The organism is Clostridium sardiniense, from assembly GCF_019753795.1.
Lineage (GTDB): Bacteria > Bacillota > Clostridia > Clostridiales > Clostridiaceae > Clostridium > Clostridium sardiniense.
Genome location: NZ_JAIKTU010000014.1, coordinates 56,059 through 74,331, shown reverse-complemented (window position 1 = coordinate 74,331; position 18,273 = coordinate 56,059). Strand labels below are relative to the sequence as shown.

Annotated in this window: 17 protein-coding genes; 3 read left to right on the top strand and 14 right to left on the bottom strand. The window is 27.8% G+C overall.

The window, feature by feature from the left end:
* Position 1 precedes the first annotated feature (1 nt).
* The gene (locus K5V21_RS15720) at positions 2–1,735 is read right to left on the bottom strand and encodes an ABC transporter ATP-binding protein (protein WP_221862101.1); all 1,734 of its coding nucleotides are present in this window, start codon (positions 1,733–1,735) and stop codon (positions 2–4) included.
* Between the two features lie 593 nt (positions 1,736–2,328).
* Positions 2,329–3,504: an AI-2E family transporter gene (locus K5V21_RS15715; RefSeq protein ID WP_221862100.1), complete on the bottom strand. Its 1,176-nt coding sequence runs from the start codon at positions 3,502–3,504 to the stop codon at positions 2,329–2,331.
* A 379-nt stretch (positions 3,505–3,883) separates the two neighbouring features.
* Here K5V21_RS15715 and K5V21_RS15710 point away from each other — a divergent pair, with 379 nt between their 5' ends.
* Entirely contained in the window at positions 3,884–4,027 is a 144-nt protein-coding gene (locus K5V21_RS15710; protein WP_221862099.1) for a hypothetical protein, read from the top strand.
* Positions 4,028–4,063: 36 nt separating this feature from the next.
* Here K5V21_RS15710 and K5V21_RS15705 read toward each other — a convergent pair whose 3' ends face one another.
* From K5V21_RS15705 to K5V21_RS15685, 5 genes are all read right to left on the bottom strand, one after another.
* Complete coding sequence (locus tag K5V21_RS15705; RefSeq protein ID WP_221862098.1) at positions 4,064–5,032, bottom strand: polyprenyl synthetase family protein; 969 nt, start codon at positions 5,030–5,032, stop codon at positions 4,064–4,066.
* 90 nt (positions 5,033–5,122) lie between these two features.
* Positions 5,123–7,048: an FAD-dependent oxidoreductase gene (locus K5V21_RS15700; protein WP_221862097.1), complete on the bottom strand. Its 1,926-nt coding sequence runs from the start codon at positions 7,046–7,048 to the stop codon at positions 5,123–5,125.
* A gap of 280 nt (positions 7,049–7,328) precedes the next feature.
* A complete protein-coding gene (locus K5V21_RS15695; protein ID WP_221862096.1) occupies positions 7,329–8,207 on the bottom strand; it encodes a LysR family transcriptional regulator in 879 nt (292 codons plus the stop codon).
* A 14-nt stretch (positions 8,208–8,221) separates the two neighbouring features.
* A complete protein-coding gene (locus K5V21_RS15690; RefSeq protein WP_221862095.1) occupies positions 8,222–9,268 on the bottom strand; it encodes an FAD:protein FMN transferase in 1,047 nt (348 codons plus the stop codon).
* Positions 9,269–9,566: 298 nt separating this feature from the next.
* Positions 9,567–10,043, bottom strand: a complete 477-nt coding sequence (locus K5V21_RS15685; RefSeq protein ID WP_204593567.1) for an FMN-binding protein — start codon at positions 10,041–10,043, stop codon at positions 9,567–9,569.
* A gap of 201 nt (positions 10,044–10,244) precedes the next feature.
* On the opposite strand from K5V21_RS15685, the gene K5V21_RS15680 reads away from it, so the two are divergent.
* Positions 10,245–10,640, top strand: coding sequence for a NusG domain II-containing protein (locus K5V21_RS15680; RefSeq protein ID WP_245000750.1), 396 nt, complete (start codon positions 10,245–10,247; stop codon positions 10,638–10,640).
* A 5-nt stretch (positions 10,641–10,645) separates the two neighbouring features.
* Positions 10,646–11,170, top strand: a complete 525-nt coding sequence (locus K5V21_RS15675; protein WP_221862094.1) for a Gx transporter family protein — start codon at positions 10,646–10,648, stop codon at positions 11,168–11,170.
* 75 nt (positions 11,171–11,245) lie between these two features.
* On the opposite strand, the gene K5V21_RS15670 is transcribed toward K5V21_RS15675, so the two are convergent.
* The 7 genes from K5V21_RS15670 to K5V21_RS15640 form a co-directional block, all read right to left on the bottom strand.
* Positions 11,246–12,082 carry an ABC transporter substrate-binding protein gene (locus K5V21_RS15670; protein ID WP_221862093.1) on the bottom strand — a complete coding sequence of 279 codons (837 nt, stop codon included), beginning with the start codon at positions 12,080–12,082 and terminating at the stop codon, positions 11,246–11,248.
* A 13-nt stretch (positions 12,083–12,095) separates the two neighbouring features.
* Positions 12,096–13,028, bottom strand: a complete 933-nt coding sequence (locus K5V21_RS15665) for a prenyltransferase (RefSeq protein ID WP_245000749.1) — start codon at positions 13,026–13,028, stop codon at positions 12,096–12,098.
* Positions 13,025–13,864, bottom strand: a complete 840-nt coding sequence (locus K5V21_RS15660) for a carbohydrate ABC transporter permease (protein WP_245000748.1) — start codon at positions 13,862–13,864, stop codon at positions 13,025–13,027. The genes K5V21_RS15665 and K5V21_RS15660 overlap by 4 nt, the downstream gene beginning before the upstream one ends.
* Positions 13,845–14,723, bottom strand: coding sequence for a carbohydrate ABC transporter permease (locus tag K5V21_RS15655; RefSeq protein WP_221862092.1), 879 nt, complete (start codon positions 14,721–14,723; stop codon positions 13,845–13,847). The genes K5V21_RS15660 and K5V21_RS15655 overlap by 20 nt, the downstream gene beginning before the upstream one ends.
* Positions 14,713–15,990, bottom strand: a complete 1,278-nt coding sequence (locus tag K5V21_RS15650; protein WP_221862091.1) for an ABC transporter substrate-binding protein — start codon at positions 15,988–15,990, stop codon at positions 14,713–14,715. Before K5V21_RS15650 ends, K5V21_RS15655 begins: the two co-directional genes overlap by 11 nt.
* Positions 15,971–17,077 carry an ABC transporter ATP-binding protein gene (locus K5V21_RS15645; RefSeq protein ID WP_221862090.1) on the bottom strand — a complete coding sequence of 369 codons (1,107 nt, stop codon included), beginning with the start codon at positions 17,075–17,077 and terminating at the stop codon, positions 15,971–15,973. The genes K5V21_RS15650 and K5V21_RS15645 overlap by 20 nt, the downstream gene beginning before the upstream one ends.
* A gap of 392 nt (positions 17,078–17,469) precedes the next feature.
* Positions 17,470–18,183 carry a glycerophosphodiester phosphodiesterase gene (locus K5V21_RS15640; RefSeq protein ID WP_221862089.1) on the bottom strand — a complete coding sequence of 238 codons (714 nt, stop codon included), beginning with the start codon at positions 18,181–18,183 and terminating at the stop codon, positions 17,470–17,472.
* Between the last annotated feature and the right edge of the window lie 90 nt (positions 18,184–18,273).

The window sequence follows — 18,273 nt, the reverse complement described above, 5'->3', positions numbered from 1 at the left end:
TCTACGCATCTTTTAATTCCTCCTCTGTAAGCTGGGATGTTGCTATTTCATAATAGATTTCACAATTTTTAAGTAATTCTCTGTGAGTACCTTCTCCTACAACTTCCCCTTCATTAAGCACTATAATCTTATCTGCATCTAAAATTGAACTTATTCTTTGTGCTACTATTAAAACTATGGAATCTTGAGTTTCTTCTTTTAATTTAGCTCTTAAAACTGCATCTGTCTTAAAATCTAATGCTGAGAAACTATCATCAAATATATATATTTCTGGTTTTCTAACTACAGCTCTTGCTATAGATAATCTTTGCTTTTGACCACCAGATACATTAGATCCACCTTCACTAATTTCTTCATCAAATTTATGTGGCTTCTTTGATATAAATTCATAAGCTTGAGCTACTTTAGCTGAATGTTCAAGCTCTCCTGTATTTGCATCTCTTTTACCAAACTTTATATTTTGACCTATACTACCTGTAAATAGTAAAGTCTTTTGTGGAATGAAACCTATTTTCTTTCTTAAGGCCTTAAGGTCATATTCCCTTACATCTACTCCATCTATTTTTATGCTACCTTCTGTAACATCATAGAATCTTGGTATTAAATTAATAAGTGTACTCTTACCACTTCCAGTACTACCTATAAAGGCTACTGTTTCCCCTTTCTTTGCAGTAAAGGATATATTTTTAAGTACTGGTTCTTCTCCATATGGATAAGTAAATGTAACATTATTAACTTCTATATATCCTTCTTCTACTGTATCTATTACACCTTTTTTAGGACTCTTTATTAGAGGTTCTTCTTCTAATAATTCTTGTATTCTATTTGCTGAAACTTCAGCTCTTGGATACATTACGAATACTAGTGAAAATAACATAATTGAAAACATTGCGTGGAATAGATATTCTATAAACGCAACTAATTGTCCAACTTCTAATGAGCCTACATTTATCATCTTGCTTGATATCCAGAATATAGCTATTATAGCTATATTAAGTAAGAAAAAGAAAGTCGGTTGAGTAATTGCCATAAGTTTATTAAGCTTTTTAGAAATTTTTGCATAGCTCTCATTTGTATCTTTAAATCTCTCAGTTTCATGATCATCATTTCCAAAGGCTCTTATTACCCTTATACCAGTTAGATTTTCTCTAGATATACGATTTAATTTATCTAAACCTTTTTGCTGACTTTTTGACATTGGATGAGAAACCTTAGCTATGATTACGACTCCAGCAATTATAAATGGAATTGTGACAGCTAAAACCAAAGATAGGGATAAACTTGTTCTTATTATCATTATTAAACTAATTGTAAACATGATTGGAGTTATAAGTGCAACCCTTAGAACAGTATTTACGAATTGTTGCAATTGGAAAGCATCATTTGTAGTTCTAGTAATCATTGAAGATATGCCAAACTTATCATATTCACTATGAGAAAATTCTTGTGCCTTTTCGAATATATCATTTCTAATATCTCTTGTGACACTTGTTGAAATCTTTGATGAACAATATCCAAGTAAAATTGTTCCCATAGATCCTATTATAGAAATAACTACAATAATAATTCCCATTTTCCTTATATACGGTATATCATTATAAACTATACCAATATCTATTATCTTTGCCATTACTGTTGGTATCCCGAGCTCAACTAATGCAAAACCAAATACAGATATCACATTTATTATGAACAGTAATTTGTAGTTTTTTAAATACCTTAAAATTAATTTCATTAATCCTCATCTCCTCCTATTGTTTCATTTTATAAAATTAATTTAAATACTCACTTGTATTCTACAGATAATAACATTTATATTTTATTATGCCCAAAATGATTACCTTTTTTTACTTAACGATTATTTAAATAAATTAAATATAATTCTTATTAAAATATTAAATTTAAGTATAAAAAAATACCTTAGCATAGAATTTTTTCCTGCCCGAGGTATAATACTCTCTTAATTAAAATTTTTCATCTTAAACAATATAATATTCTAGAGCAGTATATTTTTTTATATTTCCATTATCTGATTTCACTAAAATTTTTTTCATCTAATACCACTCCTTACTGCTTATATTCTCATCACAATATATCATATATTATCTTAATTGTAAATATTTATAATTCAAGTGTATTTAATTAAAACTGTATATTCTTATCTATTTTAAATTTGTTTTCTCACATATACTATATCCATATTTACTGTATGCATTATATTATCCTCATCAATATCTGATATACTTTTCTCAATTTATATATAATAAAGATATACTCACAAAAATACAAATTAAAAAGTCACTACAATATTGTAATGACCTTTAATTTTTACATATAATCTTTTGTACGAACTTTCATTCCTTTTTTCTTCAGCCTATCTTCTACAATCTCTTTAATTATAGAATATACAATTGCAAATAATGGAACACCTATAACCATTCCAACTAATCCTAAGAATTTACCTGCAACTAGTATTGAGAATAATATCCAAAAAGCGGATATTCCAATGGAATCTCCAAGTATTTTAGGTCCTATAATATTTCCATCAATTTGTTGTATTATCAAAATAATTATCGCAAGCCATAGTGCTTTAATTGGTGAAACAAATAGAACTATTATAATTGATGGTATTGCACCAATAAACGGTCCAAAGAATGGTATTATATTGGTTATACCTATAATTACAGATATTAAAAGAGTATATGGCATCTTGACTATTGTTAAAATAACAAAAGTTAAGACTCCAATTATAAGTGAATCTAATATTTTTCCACTTAAAAACTTTCCAAAAGTATCGTTACTTCTATGTGTTAACTCCAATATCTTTTCAGCTGCCTTCATAGGAAATATTCCATAAGTCATTTTCTTACTTAGGGCAAAAAACTTCTCTTTTTCTATTAAAAGATATATAGAAACTATTATCCCTAATACTATATTCCAGATACTTGATAAAATAACTGTAAGTATTCCTCCAAGCATAGGAATTAAGTTTGCTGATGCCTTAATTACATAATCAATAAGACCGTTAAACTTATCATTTATTATTACTAAATAGTGTTCTTGAATATCTAATTTATTTACTATATCATTAATAAACTTACTAGTATTAGATATGTATGATGGTATATCATTAACTAAACCAACTATACTGTTAATCAGTTGTGGTAGTACAAATTGAATAAATAATCCAACAACTATAAAAGCAGTTATATATGTAAATAATAATCCAAGTCCCCTTTTTGATCTAATATTAAATTTTTTAAAAATTTTTTTAAAAAATGAAAATTCTAATACTTTATTTTCATAAAACCTTAAAACAAAATCTAGTATATATGCTATAGCAAATCCCCAAATAAATGGTTTAAGTATACCTATTGCAACATGTATCTTATTCATAAGAGAACCTAGCTGAGATATTGCTAAATAAAATAAAATTATTGCACATACAACAAGAAATGCATAAACAGAAATGGTATTATATTTTTTATTCCAATCAATCTTCATCTTTTCACCCCTAATCCTCTCTATCATAAATATCTAACTATTTATTTTAAATTAATTGTATTAGTACATTAATGTTTTAAATTATATCATATATGTACTAAAGTATCTCTTTATATCCTTACGTATTATTAGTTTATATAGTAAATTTCTATTCATATCCATTATATACTAAAACTCATATCTAAATTATATACTAAAGTATTTTTAAGATATATTAAGAACTTTTTAATTATTTTATTAGATTTTTCAAGTTTTTTTATTGAATATTAAACTTCCTTCATGAAAATCATCAAACTTTTATAGATATTAAATTTTAATGAATATACTTTTATCTATAATCACAAAATAATTAATGAAAAACTTATAGGAGGAATGTGTTATGGATAATAATAAGTCTGCTCACGATATGGCTAAACAAATGATTATTGATGGAGAAACTTTTGAAAAGATTATGGATAAAACACACTTAAGACTTAAAGATTTAAAAAGAATTCAAAGAGAAGAAATAAGCAATCATTTTTAAAAATAAAAAATAACGGGATTGCCCGTTATTTTTTATTTAATATTTTCTTTTAAGTAGTTTTTTCGTTACTTCTAAAAGTATATCTTTATATTCATTATCAGGTAATTTATTTATATATTTAAAAGATTTTTCAGAATACTTTTCTGCAATTTTAATAGATTCTTCTACCCCATTATTTTCTTTGACTTTTTCTATTATATTTCTAGCCTCTTCATCAGTATAATTATCTTCTTTTAATATTTTATCAAATACTTCTTTATTATTCTTCATAGCTAATAGTAATGGAAGAGTATATATACCGTCCTTTATGTCATTTCCAGACTTTTTACCTATCTCTTCGTCTGTTCCTACATAATCTAATGTATCATCTATTATTTGGAATGCCATACCTATATTATGACCTATCTCCCAAAATAATCTACAGATTTTCTTATCACATGAGCTTTCTGCAGCACCTATATATAAACTTAATGAAAATAACTCTGCTGTCTTACCTGATATTCTTTTTAAATAATCCTTAATTGATACATCTTTATTAAACCTTGAGCTTAATTGTTCAACTTCTCCCATACATATCCTAGACATTACCTTTGTATCAATATCCACTCCTCTTTCTATTGATGAAGTTGTAGCTAATATTCTAAAACATAAGCAGAAAAGATAATCTCCTATGTATACGGCATAGTTTTTACCATACTTTGCTTGAACTGTCTCTTTTCCACGTCTTAACTCTGCATCGTCAATAACATCGTCATGAACTAATGTGGCCATATGAAACATTTCTATTACTGATGCCAGCGCAATAACTCTCTCTTCATTATAATCTCCAAATTTTGAAGCTATAACTGTAAAAGCGGGTCTTAACATCTTACCACCAGAATTCAATAACTCTAATATACTTTTTTCTATAATTTTATCTTTACATTTAGCATTTTTGCTAATTTGTTTTTTAACCTCTTCAATTTCTCTATCAATTATAGGATAATTGCTCCAAAACTTACTCATGTTTATCCCCTCGTTTCATCTCCAAATAACATTATAATTTTATTGAATTAAAAAGCAGGAATATATTCCTGCTTTTTTATTTAAATTGTTTTACTTATTTCCACCATGTATATCATAGATAGGTTCTCTCTTTCCCATCCAGAAGTTACCTACGAGTTTGTTGATCCAAGGCATTACATAATAATCTAATCCAAAAGTTCTTCCAGCACCAGCCATTAATGCGATACTACCAAATGTGAACCATAATATATCCCACCCAGCCATTGCTGAGAATATAAAATTAACTGTCATAAATGCAGATGCTGCTGAAGCTAAGAATGTAAACAATCCTACAATTAAGCATAACCCTATAGCTATTTCAGTTAAAACAACTATTCTTTGGAACCAAACTGCAATTTCAGGATTTGGCATAAATATTTCCATTATTGATTCATAGAATTTTGGCATACTTTCAAATATAGGTGTTGGCATATTTGTTGCTGTACCTTCAGCTGCTTGTGATGCTCCTGAGACTGTATCTTGAAGCCAGGAAAATGGCATCTTAACATTCCCCATCTTCATCCAGCTATCCCAACCAATTGTTAAGTTGCTGCTTAAACCATCAAAATAAGCGGTTATACTTCCACCAGCTGCATCTGATGCGCTAGACGCTGAATCAAAAGCTTTAGTCCAAGTTTCTTCACCAATTAATTTTTTAAGCCCTTCAATTAACCAAAGGAAACCTATATAAACTCTTAAAGGAACTAACCACAATCTATTTCCCTTAGATGATAAATGTCCTCTCATTATACATCTTCTTTCTTTCATAGCGAAGAATTCATGTTGAAGATAGTTATATACTGCATGAACATTATTTACTCCAAATAAATAAACCATATTTATAAGGTGCTTCATTACCATAGCAAAGAAGCCTGATAATTTCATTCCCATTAAATTAGCTACAGCGTATCTTCCACCTATAGATACCATAAATCCGTGATAATTAGACTTAAATTCTACTTTTTCTTTATTTTCCATTGAAGCTACTATATTTTTAACAGCTGTTACTGCTGTTTGCTCTGCAGCTTCAACTATTTGCGGATTACCATTGCCTGGTGTTTCTTCTACATATGCAATATCTCCAACTACAAATATATTTTCTTTTCCTTCTGCTTGCATATATTTGTTAGCAGCATATCTTCCAGCTCTAGCTTTTTTAATCTCAATTTGATCTAAATCTTGATTAGCTTGAACTCCACAAGTCCAAATTAAAGTTTCTGTAGGAATTACTTTTCCACTCTTTAGCTTAATAGTATTTTTAGTAACTTCTACAATTGGAGAATCCTTTAAGATTTCTACACCATGCTTGACCATGTATTTTTCAGCTTTATCTGCTTGCTTTCTATCTAACATATTAAGTATAGTAGATATTGCTTCAACTACCAATATCTTAATTTCTTTAACATCAACTCTATACTCTTTTGCTAATGTATCTTTCCATTCTAATAGTTCTCCAGCCATTTCTATCCCAGTAAATCCTGATCCTGCAACTACAAAAGTAAGCATTCGCTTTCTCTTTTCAGCATTTCTTTCATAAGAAGCTTCTTTAACTCTATCTTTTATATGAGCTTTTATTCTAAGTGCATCTTCTAGTGACCATAGAGTAAATCCATTTTCCTTTACTCCCGGTACTCCAAAGAATGCCGGTTCACTTCCTGTTCCTATCATTAAATAATCATACTGATACTCACCTTGTTTTGTCTTTACTATATTTTTATTTTCATCTACATTTTCTATGTAGTCAACAACAACATTTACTTTGGTTCTGTGGAATATTCTAGAAAGTTCTACCTTTACAGACTCTTCTGGAACTCTCCCCCCTGCAACTTCATGTAATTCTGTCATTAAAGTATGGTAAGGATTCTTATCAATTAAAGTAATCTCTACCTCTTTATTCTTTTTATACTTTTTTGCTAACTTTTTGGCTGCATGTACACCTGCATAACCAGCGCCTAAAATAACAATTTTCGTAGACATATAATTCCCTCATTTCATTTTAATTATTAACCAATATTCTTTTGTTAAAATAATCTCAAAAGTTGTTTTGCATGTCTATTCTATATTTAATAACTATAACTGTCTAGCATGTTTTATTACTAAATAAATATAATTTATGAATAACGTTTCATTTTAACGAAACTTTATAACCCCTTATATTTAGGCGCTTTAGATACATAACTTAATTTAATTTATTCAATTTTGTTATAACTTTTCTTTATGAAGTATGAACATTTTAAATATTAGGCATACTCAATACTTACAACTTCACCTTACTCTCTATCTCTTTGTTTAGAATCTTTTCTAATTCATCTTTGAATAGATTAATCTTCTTTTTCAAACTGTTTTCTATATCTTTTTTATAAGTTATAAATAAATCATATTCTATTTCATAACTTTTACATTCTAAATCTTTAAATATTCCTGATTCTAATTCTGCTTGAACTGATATTCTTGGAACAATAGCAGCTGTATTAGAGTTATTTAAATATTCCCTTATCGTATCTATTGAATTTGTTTTTAAGCATATATTGGATTTATCTAATTTTTCAAGTTCTCTTCTTGGAATACTTAAATTATCATCTAGTAACGCAATAGATAATTTATCAAACTTATCTTTTTTAATTTCTTGTTTACTTATAAGTATTAACTTATCACTTCCTATATAATTTGATGATAAGTCAACATCATATATCATTTTGCAACCGACTACTACATCTGATCTATTATGTAATAATAAAACTTGCTCATTAATTTCTAATTGATTGTTTATGATCACATTAAAGTTCTTGAATATTTTGCTAATATCTTTAGCAATATTAGATACTAAAAAATTAGCATACATACTTGAATTAGTTATTTCTATTTCTTCTTTACTAACATTATTTGCACTTATCTCTTCAATTAAATTATTGTGAGATATAAGAATTTCTCTAGCATAATTATAAAGTATCTCTCCTTGACTAGTAAGTTTAACTCCTTTATTACTTCTTTCAAGAAGTCTTGCACCAAGCTCCTTCTCAAGCTTAGAAAGTTGATGACTTAAAGCTGGTTGTGATATATGTGAATTATTAGCGGCCTTTGATATACTTTTTAGTTCTGCCACTTCATAAAAATATTTCAAACTATCTATTTGCATAATTTTCCTCCTCTCTAGTTTGCAAGTTCAAAACTTTCATTTGTTAATTTAAAGCTCTCTCTTACTCCTTCAGTTATATAAACCTTTCTATCATTCATTATAAATATTGCATCTACACCATCTAAAGTTTCTATAAATTTAATACCTTCATCTAATCCTTTAGTGAATATTAAAGTTGATAATGCATCTGCATCCATTGATTTATCAGCTATTATAGATACTCCTGCAATATCAGTTTTGTAAGGATATCCTATCTTAGGATTTAAAATATGGTGATACTTAACTCCATCTTTTTCTATAAATCTTTCATAAACCCCAGTGGTAACAACAGATTTATTATAGGTCTCAACCATTCCGACTACATTACCTCTTTCTGTATTAGGATCTTGGATTCCTATTTTCCAGTTTTTATTACCTTCCTTTTTACCTAGAGCATATATGTTTCCACCTAAATCAACAATAGCTTCTGTTACCCCTTCTTCTTTTAAAAGTTTTACAATTTCATCTGCTGCATATCCTTTTGCAATACTTCCAAGGTCTATCATCATTCCCTTTTCACTTAAAAATACCTCATTAGTATCTTTATTAATTTTTAATTTGGAATAATCAACATGTTTAATAGCTTCTTTTATTTCATTTTCATTTGGAACCTTTGCTTCAGGAAGTCCAATACTCCATAACTTAACTAGAGGACCTATTGTAATATCATATCCGCCCTTGGATGCTTTTGAATATTCTAACCCTTTTTCTATAATATTAAAACTATCATCACTAAGCTTAACCGGATTTATCCCTGAATTTTTATTAAGTTCTACAATCTCTGTTCCGGACTTATTAATACTAACTAAATCCTCTAGATCAATAACTCTTTTAAATGCCTTGTCCAATATTTCTTCGCTTCCTCCATCATAAAGTGTTATCTTTATAGCAGTTCCCATAAATAATTCAGTTCTACTAATGGGATCTTTCAATTTAGTATCTTTCGATTTTTCTTTAGTACACCCTACTAAACTAATGATCAAAATAGTTGTTATAAAAAAAGTAATAACTTTTTTGCCCATAAGTGTATTCTCCTTCCAAAAGAAATCATTTTAATTGATTCCATTCATCGTATTGTTAATTTTTTATTCATATTATTCATATGTATTTTATATTTTATAAGTTTTTCCGGTAAAATACAACAAATTATTCTTTAATTTGCTCTATTTTCTCAAACCCCTATTGATAAATATTAACATTTTTTCTATTTTAAAGTTAAAGCAATAAAAAAAAGACTATTAATATGGTAATTTACTATATTAATAGTCTTATATTTATTAAATAAATCTTTTAATTTAAATTTTGTTTTATAAATTATAATTATTTAATTTCTATTAATTCTTTTTCTGCTTTTCCTTCATTTGCATTGTTTATAGCTTCTTTAACTAAAACTTTAGCTTTATCTGATGAGCTTGTTGCACCAGTTACTGCATCGAAATCTCCTGATTGAGATTCTACAATTTTCTTTTCTAATTCAACTTCATATGCCGCTGGATTTGTACCTGCTTTTTCTTTCATCATGTCATTATATTCTTTGTCTTCTCTCTTATTACCTTTGTCAGTAAATTCATTGTAAGCAGCTTTTGTTATTTTTCCATCTGCAACAGTAAGAACAACTTTAGCTTTTCCACCATTATCATCAGCATTCTTTGTTTCTACTTCATAAGTACCATCTTTCATTGTAACTTCTGAACCTTTGTCTGGTGTTTCTGCCTTTTTATCATCACTTCCACCACAACCTACAAGTGATATTGCTAATGCAGCTGTGCATAATCCTACTAATAACTTCTTTTTCATTAAAATTTCCTCCTAAAAATATATAGATTAATTTTTTATTATTCCCAAGAGGATTATACAACGATTTTGACATTTTATATTAATATATATTTTTTATACAGTATAAGTTTTTTCTATTACCCCTTTCTTTTTATATAATTTAAAATCTAATCGTAGCTTTAATAAAAAACTACAATTAAATTTACTTAGGAGAAATGTTAAATGAAGATCTTCAAGAAATTAGACATAATTATAATATTATTTCTTATTATATTGTCATTCGTTCCTTATTTGATATTTGCAAAAACTCTATCTAAAGACTACAGTAGTACTTATGCTAACATCAAAGTTTCTGGCGATGTATATGATAATATTCCACTTTCATCTTTTAAAGGTGAAAAGACTTTAGTAGTAAAAACTAATCATGGAAACAACACTATTTCAATAAAAGATAATACAATTAAAATAATAGAAGCTGATTGCAGGGATGACCTTTGTATTAAGCAAGGAGTTATATCCAAGGTAGGACAAACCATTGTTTGTTTACCCAATGAATTAATAATAGAAATTAAAGGAGATGAAAGTAATAGTGATTCTGATACTATACTTTCCCATTAGATATTATGAGATTTAACAAAACTTCAAAAATGCTTTATATGGCTCTACTTGTTGCTATGGCTCTAATTTTATACATATTTGAAGGTATGATACCAGTACCATTTATAACACCTGGTGCCAAACTTGGACTTGCAAATCTTGTAATAATGATATCAGTATATACATTAGATAGCTATAAAGACTCATTCCTAGTGTTGCTTTTAAGACTACTTTTATCAACTATGTTAGGAGGAAGTATATCAACACTTTTATATAGTGCAGCTGGTGGTCTACTTAGCTTTGCAATTATAGTTTTAGTTAAGGAACTTGGTGGTAAATATGTATCAATAATAGGCGTTAGCGCTTCTGCTGCAGTATTTCATAATATAGGTCAGCTTTTTGTAGCCTCCCTTATACTAGAGAATTTCGGTGTGTTTTTATATTTACCTGTCCTATCATTAGCAGGTATAGGAACTGGGATATTTGTAGGTTTATCTGCAAACTATTTATTATCACACTTAAGAAAGATACCTTATTTTAGAACTAATTAAACTTTAAAATCTAATAGTACCTTAAAAGTTTTAAAGCCAAAAGTAAAATATATATTTTACTTTTGGCTTATTATTTTATATAAATGTATCTTTAATTATTAAATCTTTAGGACTATATAATCTATCAATATCCCCTTCTCTATACATCCACTCTTGGCAAAGATTAAAGTCTTCTTCCCTATAAACTTCCCCTTTTTCGAAGGTAAAACCTTCTAATCTCTTTGCTGCATTTAAGCTATATCCAGCATAGTCTATAGCAATCTTTACTTTCTCTTCTTTACTAGATTCATTAAATATTACTTTAGCCTCTTCTAAAGCTTTATGAAAGCTTTTAACTGCTTCCTTATTCTCTCTATAGAATTCCTCTTCAAAACACCACATAACTAAATTTTTTTCACTTTCTCTTAAACTCCATACCTTTTGATAGCCCTTATCTACAAGTTCTCCTATAAATGGTTCTATAGCAACTAAAGCATCGATTTCTCCATTATCAATTGCTTTAATTCTTTCATATGTGTTATTAATCCAAGTAATTTTTACATCTTCTAATTTATTTTTTAAATCATTTTCTAAAAATAATTTGAAAAGTCCAGATCTATTTACTCCAACTCTTAATCCCCTTAAATCTTTAGGGGCATCCTTCCTTACTAAAAAACTTATAGTACGAGTTAAATTTGCTGTTATAACAGCATCCTTTCCTCTTTTAAGCATATAGAAAAAGAATGTTATATCTCCCATCATAGCATGAGATTTACCTTCTAGAAATGGCTTCTTACCACCAAAATCAAAATCCTCTGGAAGCTCCAAGTTAACCTCTATATTATGCTTTTTAAATATTCCCATTTTACTTGCCATAATTGTAGGTATGCATAATGGGTTTTTCTTTATTAAAGTAATATTAATTACACTCATAATTCTCTCCTCTTTACTTTGCTATTATCATAATTAAAAATTCTAAAGATAACGCTATATGAAAGCTATATATTAATAATAATGGTCTTGGTCCCCACTCTCTTCCCATTTCTTTATAAACTTCTTTTATCTTATAATAGTCTTTATACCAACGAACATATCCATAATAATAGAAAGTAATAATTCCAGTTATAAACATAATAAGCATTATACTTCCATTAAAGAATAATCCTATCCAACATAACACCATGATTATAGCCTCTGGTATTATTATCTTAATTGAATTTCTAAATCCAATAACATGAGGAAGGGTTGTTCTACTTCCCATATCTTTATTATAATCCGACGTATTGTTAGTAGACATTAAAAATACTGTCATTATCATGGCTATAATTGAATATAGAACTACATCTACAGTGACTTTACCTAATTGAATATATATAGATACAAAACAACTTATAAATCCGACAAAAATTCCAGATATAAGTTCCCCTACCGGATATATAATATATGGCTTAGGTCCCAAAGAATAGCATATAGCAGCTAGTGCACTAAGAACTCCTATAAATAATATATTTAAATCTCTAGTTATAAATACTATAAGAAGTCCTGATGCACCTCCAAGCATAGTCATAAATATAAGTGCAATAACTGCATCCTTAAGCTTAGCTGCACCTCTAGCAAGACCTTCACTTCCTATATGTCCTGTTAGTGTTTCTTCGCTTTCTTCACTTTTTAAATATCCTCTTATTTCATTTGCTATATTAGATACTATGTTGAAACTAAATCCCGAAATAAACATAAGAACTAATAAAGCTATGTCTAGCTTCCCTGCTAAATAAGCTCCAAATAAACCACCACTTAAAACAGGTAGTCCAGTTGCAAAACCAGTTCTTACTTCTAATACTGTATATACTCTCTTAAAAAAATTATTTTCTTTCATCATTTAATACTCCCTGACGTTATACCCCCGTATATATGCTTTTGAAGAAAACAAAAGAATATAATCATAGGTATCATACTAATTATTATGGCAGCACATATAATCTGCCAATCTGTTCTTGCTGGTCCAATAAACTTAAATAAAGCTGTTGATACTGTATTTAACCCCTCACCAGGCATATATAAAAACGGTATATAAAAATCATTATAAATTGAAATTATTTTTATCATACATGCTGTTGCAGTTGCTGGCTTTAGTAGCGGAAAAATAACCTTCCAATATATCTTGAAATAGCTTGCCCCTTCAAGTCTTGCCGCTTTATCTATATCCTTTGGAATCTTTTCAAGCATTTGAAGATATATATATACCATAAGTACATCTGCCCCTAAATATAAAACTATAGGTGCAAGGCGTGTATTATATATACCCATTGCATCAATAATTTTAAATGTTGCAACTTGTGATATTTCCATAGGAACAATTGATACTAATAAATACATAAATAAAATTATTTTTTTGCCTCTAAAATTGAATCTATTTATAGCAAATGCTACCATAGAACCAATTATTACACTGCCTCCAACTCCAAAAAGAATTAGAATAAATGTATTAAAAAATCCTACTAACATCTTCCCATTTATAAACGCATCCTTATAATTTGATAAATTTAAAAAGCTATCAGGTGGTGTTATTCCAGCTGTATTATTAAATTCATTATAAGTTTTAAATGAACCAAAAAATATAGTTATAATAGGTGTAAATAAAATTAATAACCATAAAATTAAGGCTATATATTTAATTGTCTTTAAAGTTATTTTCCTAATATTCATCTTCATCATTTCTATACATCCTCTTTTGTATTAAAGTCATAACTACGATTAGGATAGTTATTATAACTGCCATACTAGCTGCAAGACCTATCTGCTTCTTTTCAAAGGCTGTCTTCATAGTCATAAGTAAGAAGGTACTTGTCCCATTAGATCCATTTGTCATTATCATAGGTATTTCAAATACAGAAATTGAACCTACAATCAAAAGAATAAAGTTTATCTTAATTACTGTGTGTATGTTTGGTAATATAACATATCTAACCTTTTGAAGAATTGATGCTCCTTCAATTTCAGCACACTTTAAATATTCCTTTGGAATAGACTGAATTGCTCCAAAGTACATAATAAAGCTCATTCCAGTAAATCTCCATAATGATATACTTGCTAAAGTATAGTTTACAAATCTTGGATCACCAAGCCAAAAGTGAATAATATCTGCAAGACCTAAAGAAGTTAATATTTGATCAAATGTTCCATCTGGTGAGAAAAAAACTCTAAACATCATTGATATTGCAACACCACTTATAAGGCAAGGAAATACAAAAGCAGCTTTAAAAAATCCTTTAAATTTAACCTTAAAAGATAATATTATTGCAAAGGTTAATCCAATTATAATTTGTAATATACCAGATACAAAATAATATAGACTATTTTTAAACACTTCTATGTAGCTAGGATCTGTAAGTATCTTTATAAAATTATCGAATCCAACAAATTCTTTTGTAGTGGATAACCCATTCCATGAAGTAAAGCTGTAACTAATCAAAGATATTATAGGTAAAAATCCAAATAGAATTAATAATAATATTGGAAAAAAAAGAAAGATAAATATAATCTTTCTTTCTTTTTTTAAGGTACTATTTTTCATTATTCTTTACAGCTTTTTCCCATTTAGCTTCTAATTTATTGACATATTCATCATAACTTTCATTTTGATTTGGATATAAACCTATATTTATAGTCTTTTGTAATACATCTGTAAGTCTTCCAACTCCAACCTCATTAGCTATAGTACTATATAGTTTATCATTTTCTGGTGTTTCTGTCGGAACAGTTAATATTATATTATTTTCTTTAAACATTTTTTGTTGTTCTTCATTTAAATCTTCTCTATTTGGTGGCATTCCACCAAATTCTTTTGCATATCCACTTTCATCAGACACTAAGAACTCTAAGAAAGCTTTTGCAGTTTCTTTATTTTCACTATTTTTATTAACTCCAACTACAGCTGGTGCTCCAAATGGTATACTTGTTTGTCCATTAAATTTAACTGGGAATGGTGCTATATTTATTTTGTTTCCATTCTTAATAAGCTTCTGAATATCTGGAATCTCTTGTGATCCCATCATAAACATTGCAACTTCTCCATCTGCAAGCATTTGTTGTGACTTAGCATAGTCTCCTGTAATTGGATCCTTTTCAGTAAGACCTTTTGAAGATAATGTATAGAATAAATCCATAACTTGTCTTATTGGTTGTCCTTCTTTAAAAGCAGTTCCCTTTTTAAGCATTTCTGATCTATATTGCTCTCCGCCATAAGAAGTTAAAGATCCTCCCCAAACTCCAAGTGTGTTGTTGTAGTTTGTATAGAATGGAATTGCATCAGTATTCTTTTTAATTTTTTCACATGCTTCAACCATTTCTTCTAATGAAGTTGGCATTTTTTCTACTCCTGCCTTTTTTAGAACATCTTCATTATAGATAATTCCTAAAGAGTTAAGAGCTGCTGGTATACCATAGGAAGTTCCATTAAAATCTGCCTCTGTAACATCTATATACTTCTTTTCTAATTCATCAACTTTACCTAAAGGTTCAAAATAATTTTCATATTCATTTGGATTTGCATTCATACTAAATGGTACAAATAAAACATCTCCATAGTTTTTTGTATTCATACGAGTTGTGATGTAATTATCATAATCACTTGATGATTCAAAAACTATATCTTCTACTTTAGGATGTAATTTTTTAAACTTAGCTTCCATTTCTTCAAATAATTTATCAGCATCAGTTCTATCTGTTATTACTGTAATAGTTCCACCTATTTCTCCTTCTACAGTAGAAGAATCCCCTTTTGCGCACCCTGTAAGTAAAAGAGGTAGCATTATCATCATACTAATTATTCTTTTCTTCATTTTGTTCTCCCCTTATATTCCTTTTATTATGTTTATTGAAAATATTAGCATTTTTTAAATTAAAACTAATATTAATCTTCTCATTTATTTTAAAATCTTTTATTTTATAAGTTTTAGTTGTAAACTTTATTCCTTCATAATCTAAATAAAGAATTGTTTCACTTCCTAAATACTCTATTTTCTCAATTATTGCTCTTATAGATGAATTTCCTTCTTCACTGATTTGTATATCTTCAGCTCTAAATCCAATTATGTATTCATCTTTATTTAGTCTATTAGATTCATCTAAAATACCTATATCTATAAGATCATTTAATATTACTCTTTCATCTTTTATTTTCATCTCAAACAAATTCATTTGAGGTTTACCAAGAAATGTTGCTACAAATATACTACTTGGATTTGTATATAATTCTTTTGGTGTTCCTACTTGTTCTACTCTTCCATCATTTAATACAACTATTCTATCCGCCATGGTTAATGCTTCTGTTTGATCATGAGTAACATAAATTGTTGTTGCATTTATCTTTTTATGTAATGCGACTATCTCATTACAGGTTTCATTTCTTAACTTAGCATCTAAATTTGAAAGTGGCTCATCCATTAAAAATAACTTTGGTTTCCTAACAATTGCACGAGCTAAGGCTATTCTTTGCCTTTGCCCACCAGATAGTTTTTTAGGTTTTACATTTAAATATTCTTCTAAGTGCAAAATTTTAGCTACCCACATTACTTTTTTATCTATTTCTTCTTTATTTACTTTTCTAATTTTCATACCAAAAGCTATATTCTCATAAGCTGTTAAATGAGGTAATAATGCATAATTTTGAAATACCATAGATATATCTCTATCCTTCGGTTCTATATCATTTATAATTTTATTATCTATTGATATACTACCTTCAGTTATTTCTTCAAATCCACAAATCATTTCTAAAAGAGTAGATTTTCCACTTCCGCTAGAACCTACAATTACGATAAACTCACCTTTATCTATCGATAAATTAAAATTTTCTATAACATTTTTATTGCTACCTTTATACCTCTTAACTAAATCCTCAAAAACTACATAATTAATTCTTCTCATCTCCAGTTTATAAATATATTATTTGTTAATATTGAAAGCAGTTTAAATTATACAAATATATATCTTTTATGAGAAATAGGATTCTTCTATACAGCATAAATAACTTTAATAACAAATCTATAAATAAATTTTATATAAAAATATTATTTAATATTACTTGTTACGTTATTAAATTAAATATATTTATGCTAGCTTAAATTATTAGTTTAATAAAATTAGAAAGTTAGCCATAAATAATACTAATTCTAAATTACATTTATTTATAAAAGAAAATAATTTAAAATAAAGAGAGGAGTACTTTAACACTCCTCTCTTCTGATATATCCCTAACTTATTTCATTTTTTTAATACATAAATATTATAAAATATAACTAATAAACTTACTTCTCTTTCTAAAATATTTCTTTTAGTATTTCTGGATAGTCTGTAAATAATCCATTTGCATTATATTCTTTTAATCTCTTCATATCATCTATTTCATTAACAGTATATATATTTACCAAAATATTATTCTTATGAGCTTCTTCTATTAATTCTTTTGATACTAAATCCTTACTTGGATGAATTGCATTTACTTTAATCCTTTTTGCATATTCAACTACATTTTCTATAGGTTCATCATACAGCATTCCAGTAGCTACATCTTTATCTATTTTTTTGCATATTTGAATTGTTTCATGGTTAAAACTTGATAATATTACTCTATTTCTTAAAGAATATCTGTTAATTAAGTCAATAACATCTTTTTCTATTCCTTTATAATGGATGTTATCTGTTTTTATCTCTATATTAAGTATTAAATCAGCTTTCCTAGTTAAGTCTAATACTTCCTCTAAGGTAGGTATCTTACACTTTTCATTATCTCTAAATAGTTCTTTTCTGCATTTAAACTTTTTAAGTTCTTCTAAAGTAAAGTCTTTAACTAATCCTTTTCCATAAAAAGTACGTTCTATATCCTCATCATGAATCACAACTAATCTATTATCCTTAGTCTTATGTACATCTAGCTCAATACCAGATACTTTAATATTTATTGCTTTCTCAAATGCAAGTAATGTATTTTCTGGGAAATTACCACTTGCTCCTCTATGTGCAAAATTAATCATTACACTCACCTCCAACATTTTTAAATACTATATTCATTGTAACTCTAAAAATATCCAAACTTAACCTTATTATCTTAATTAATAACACTT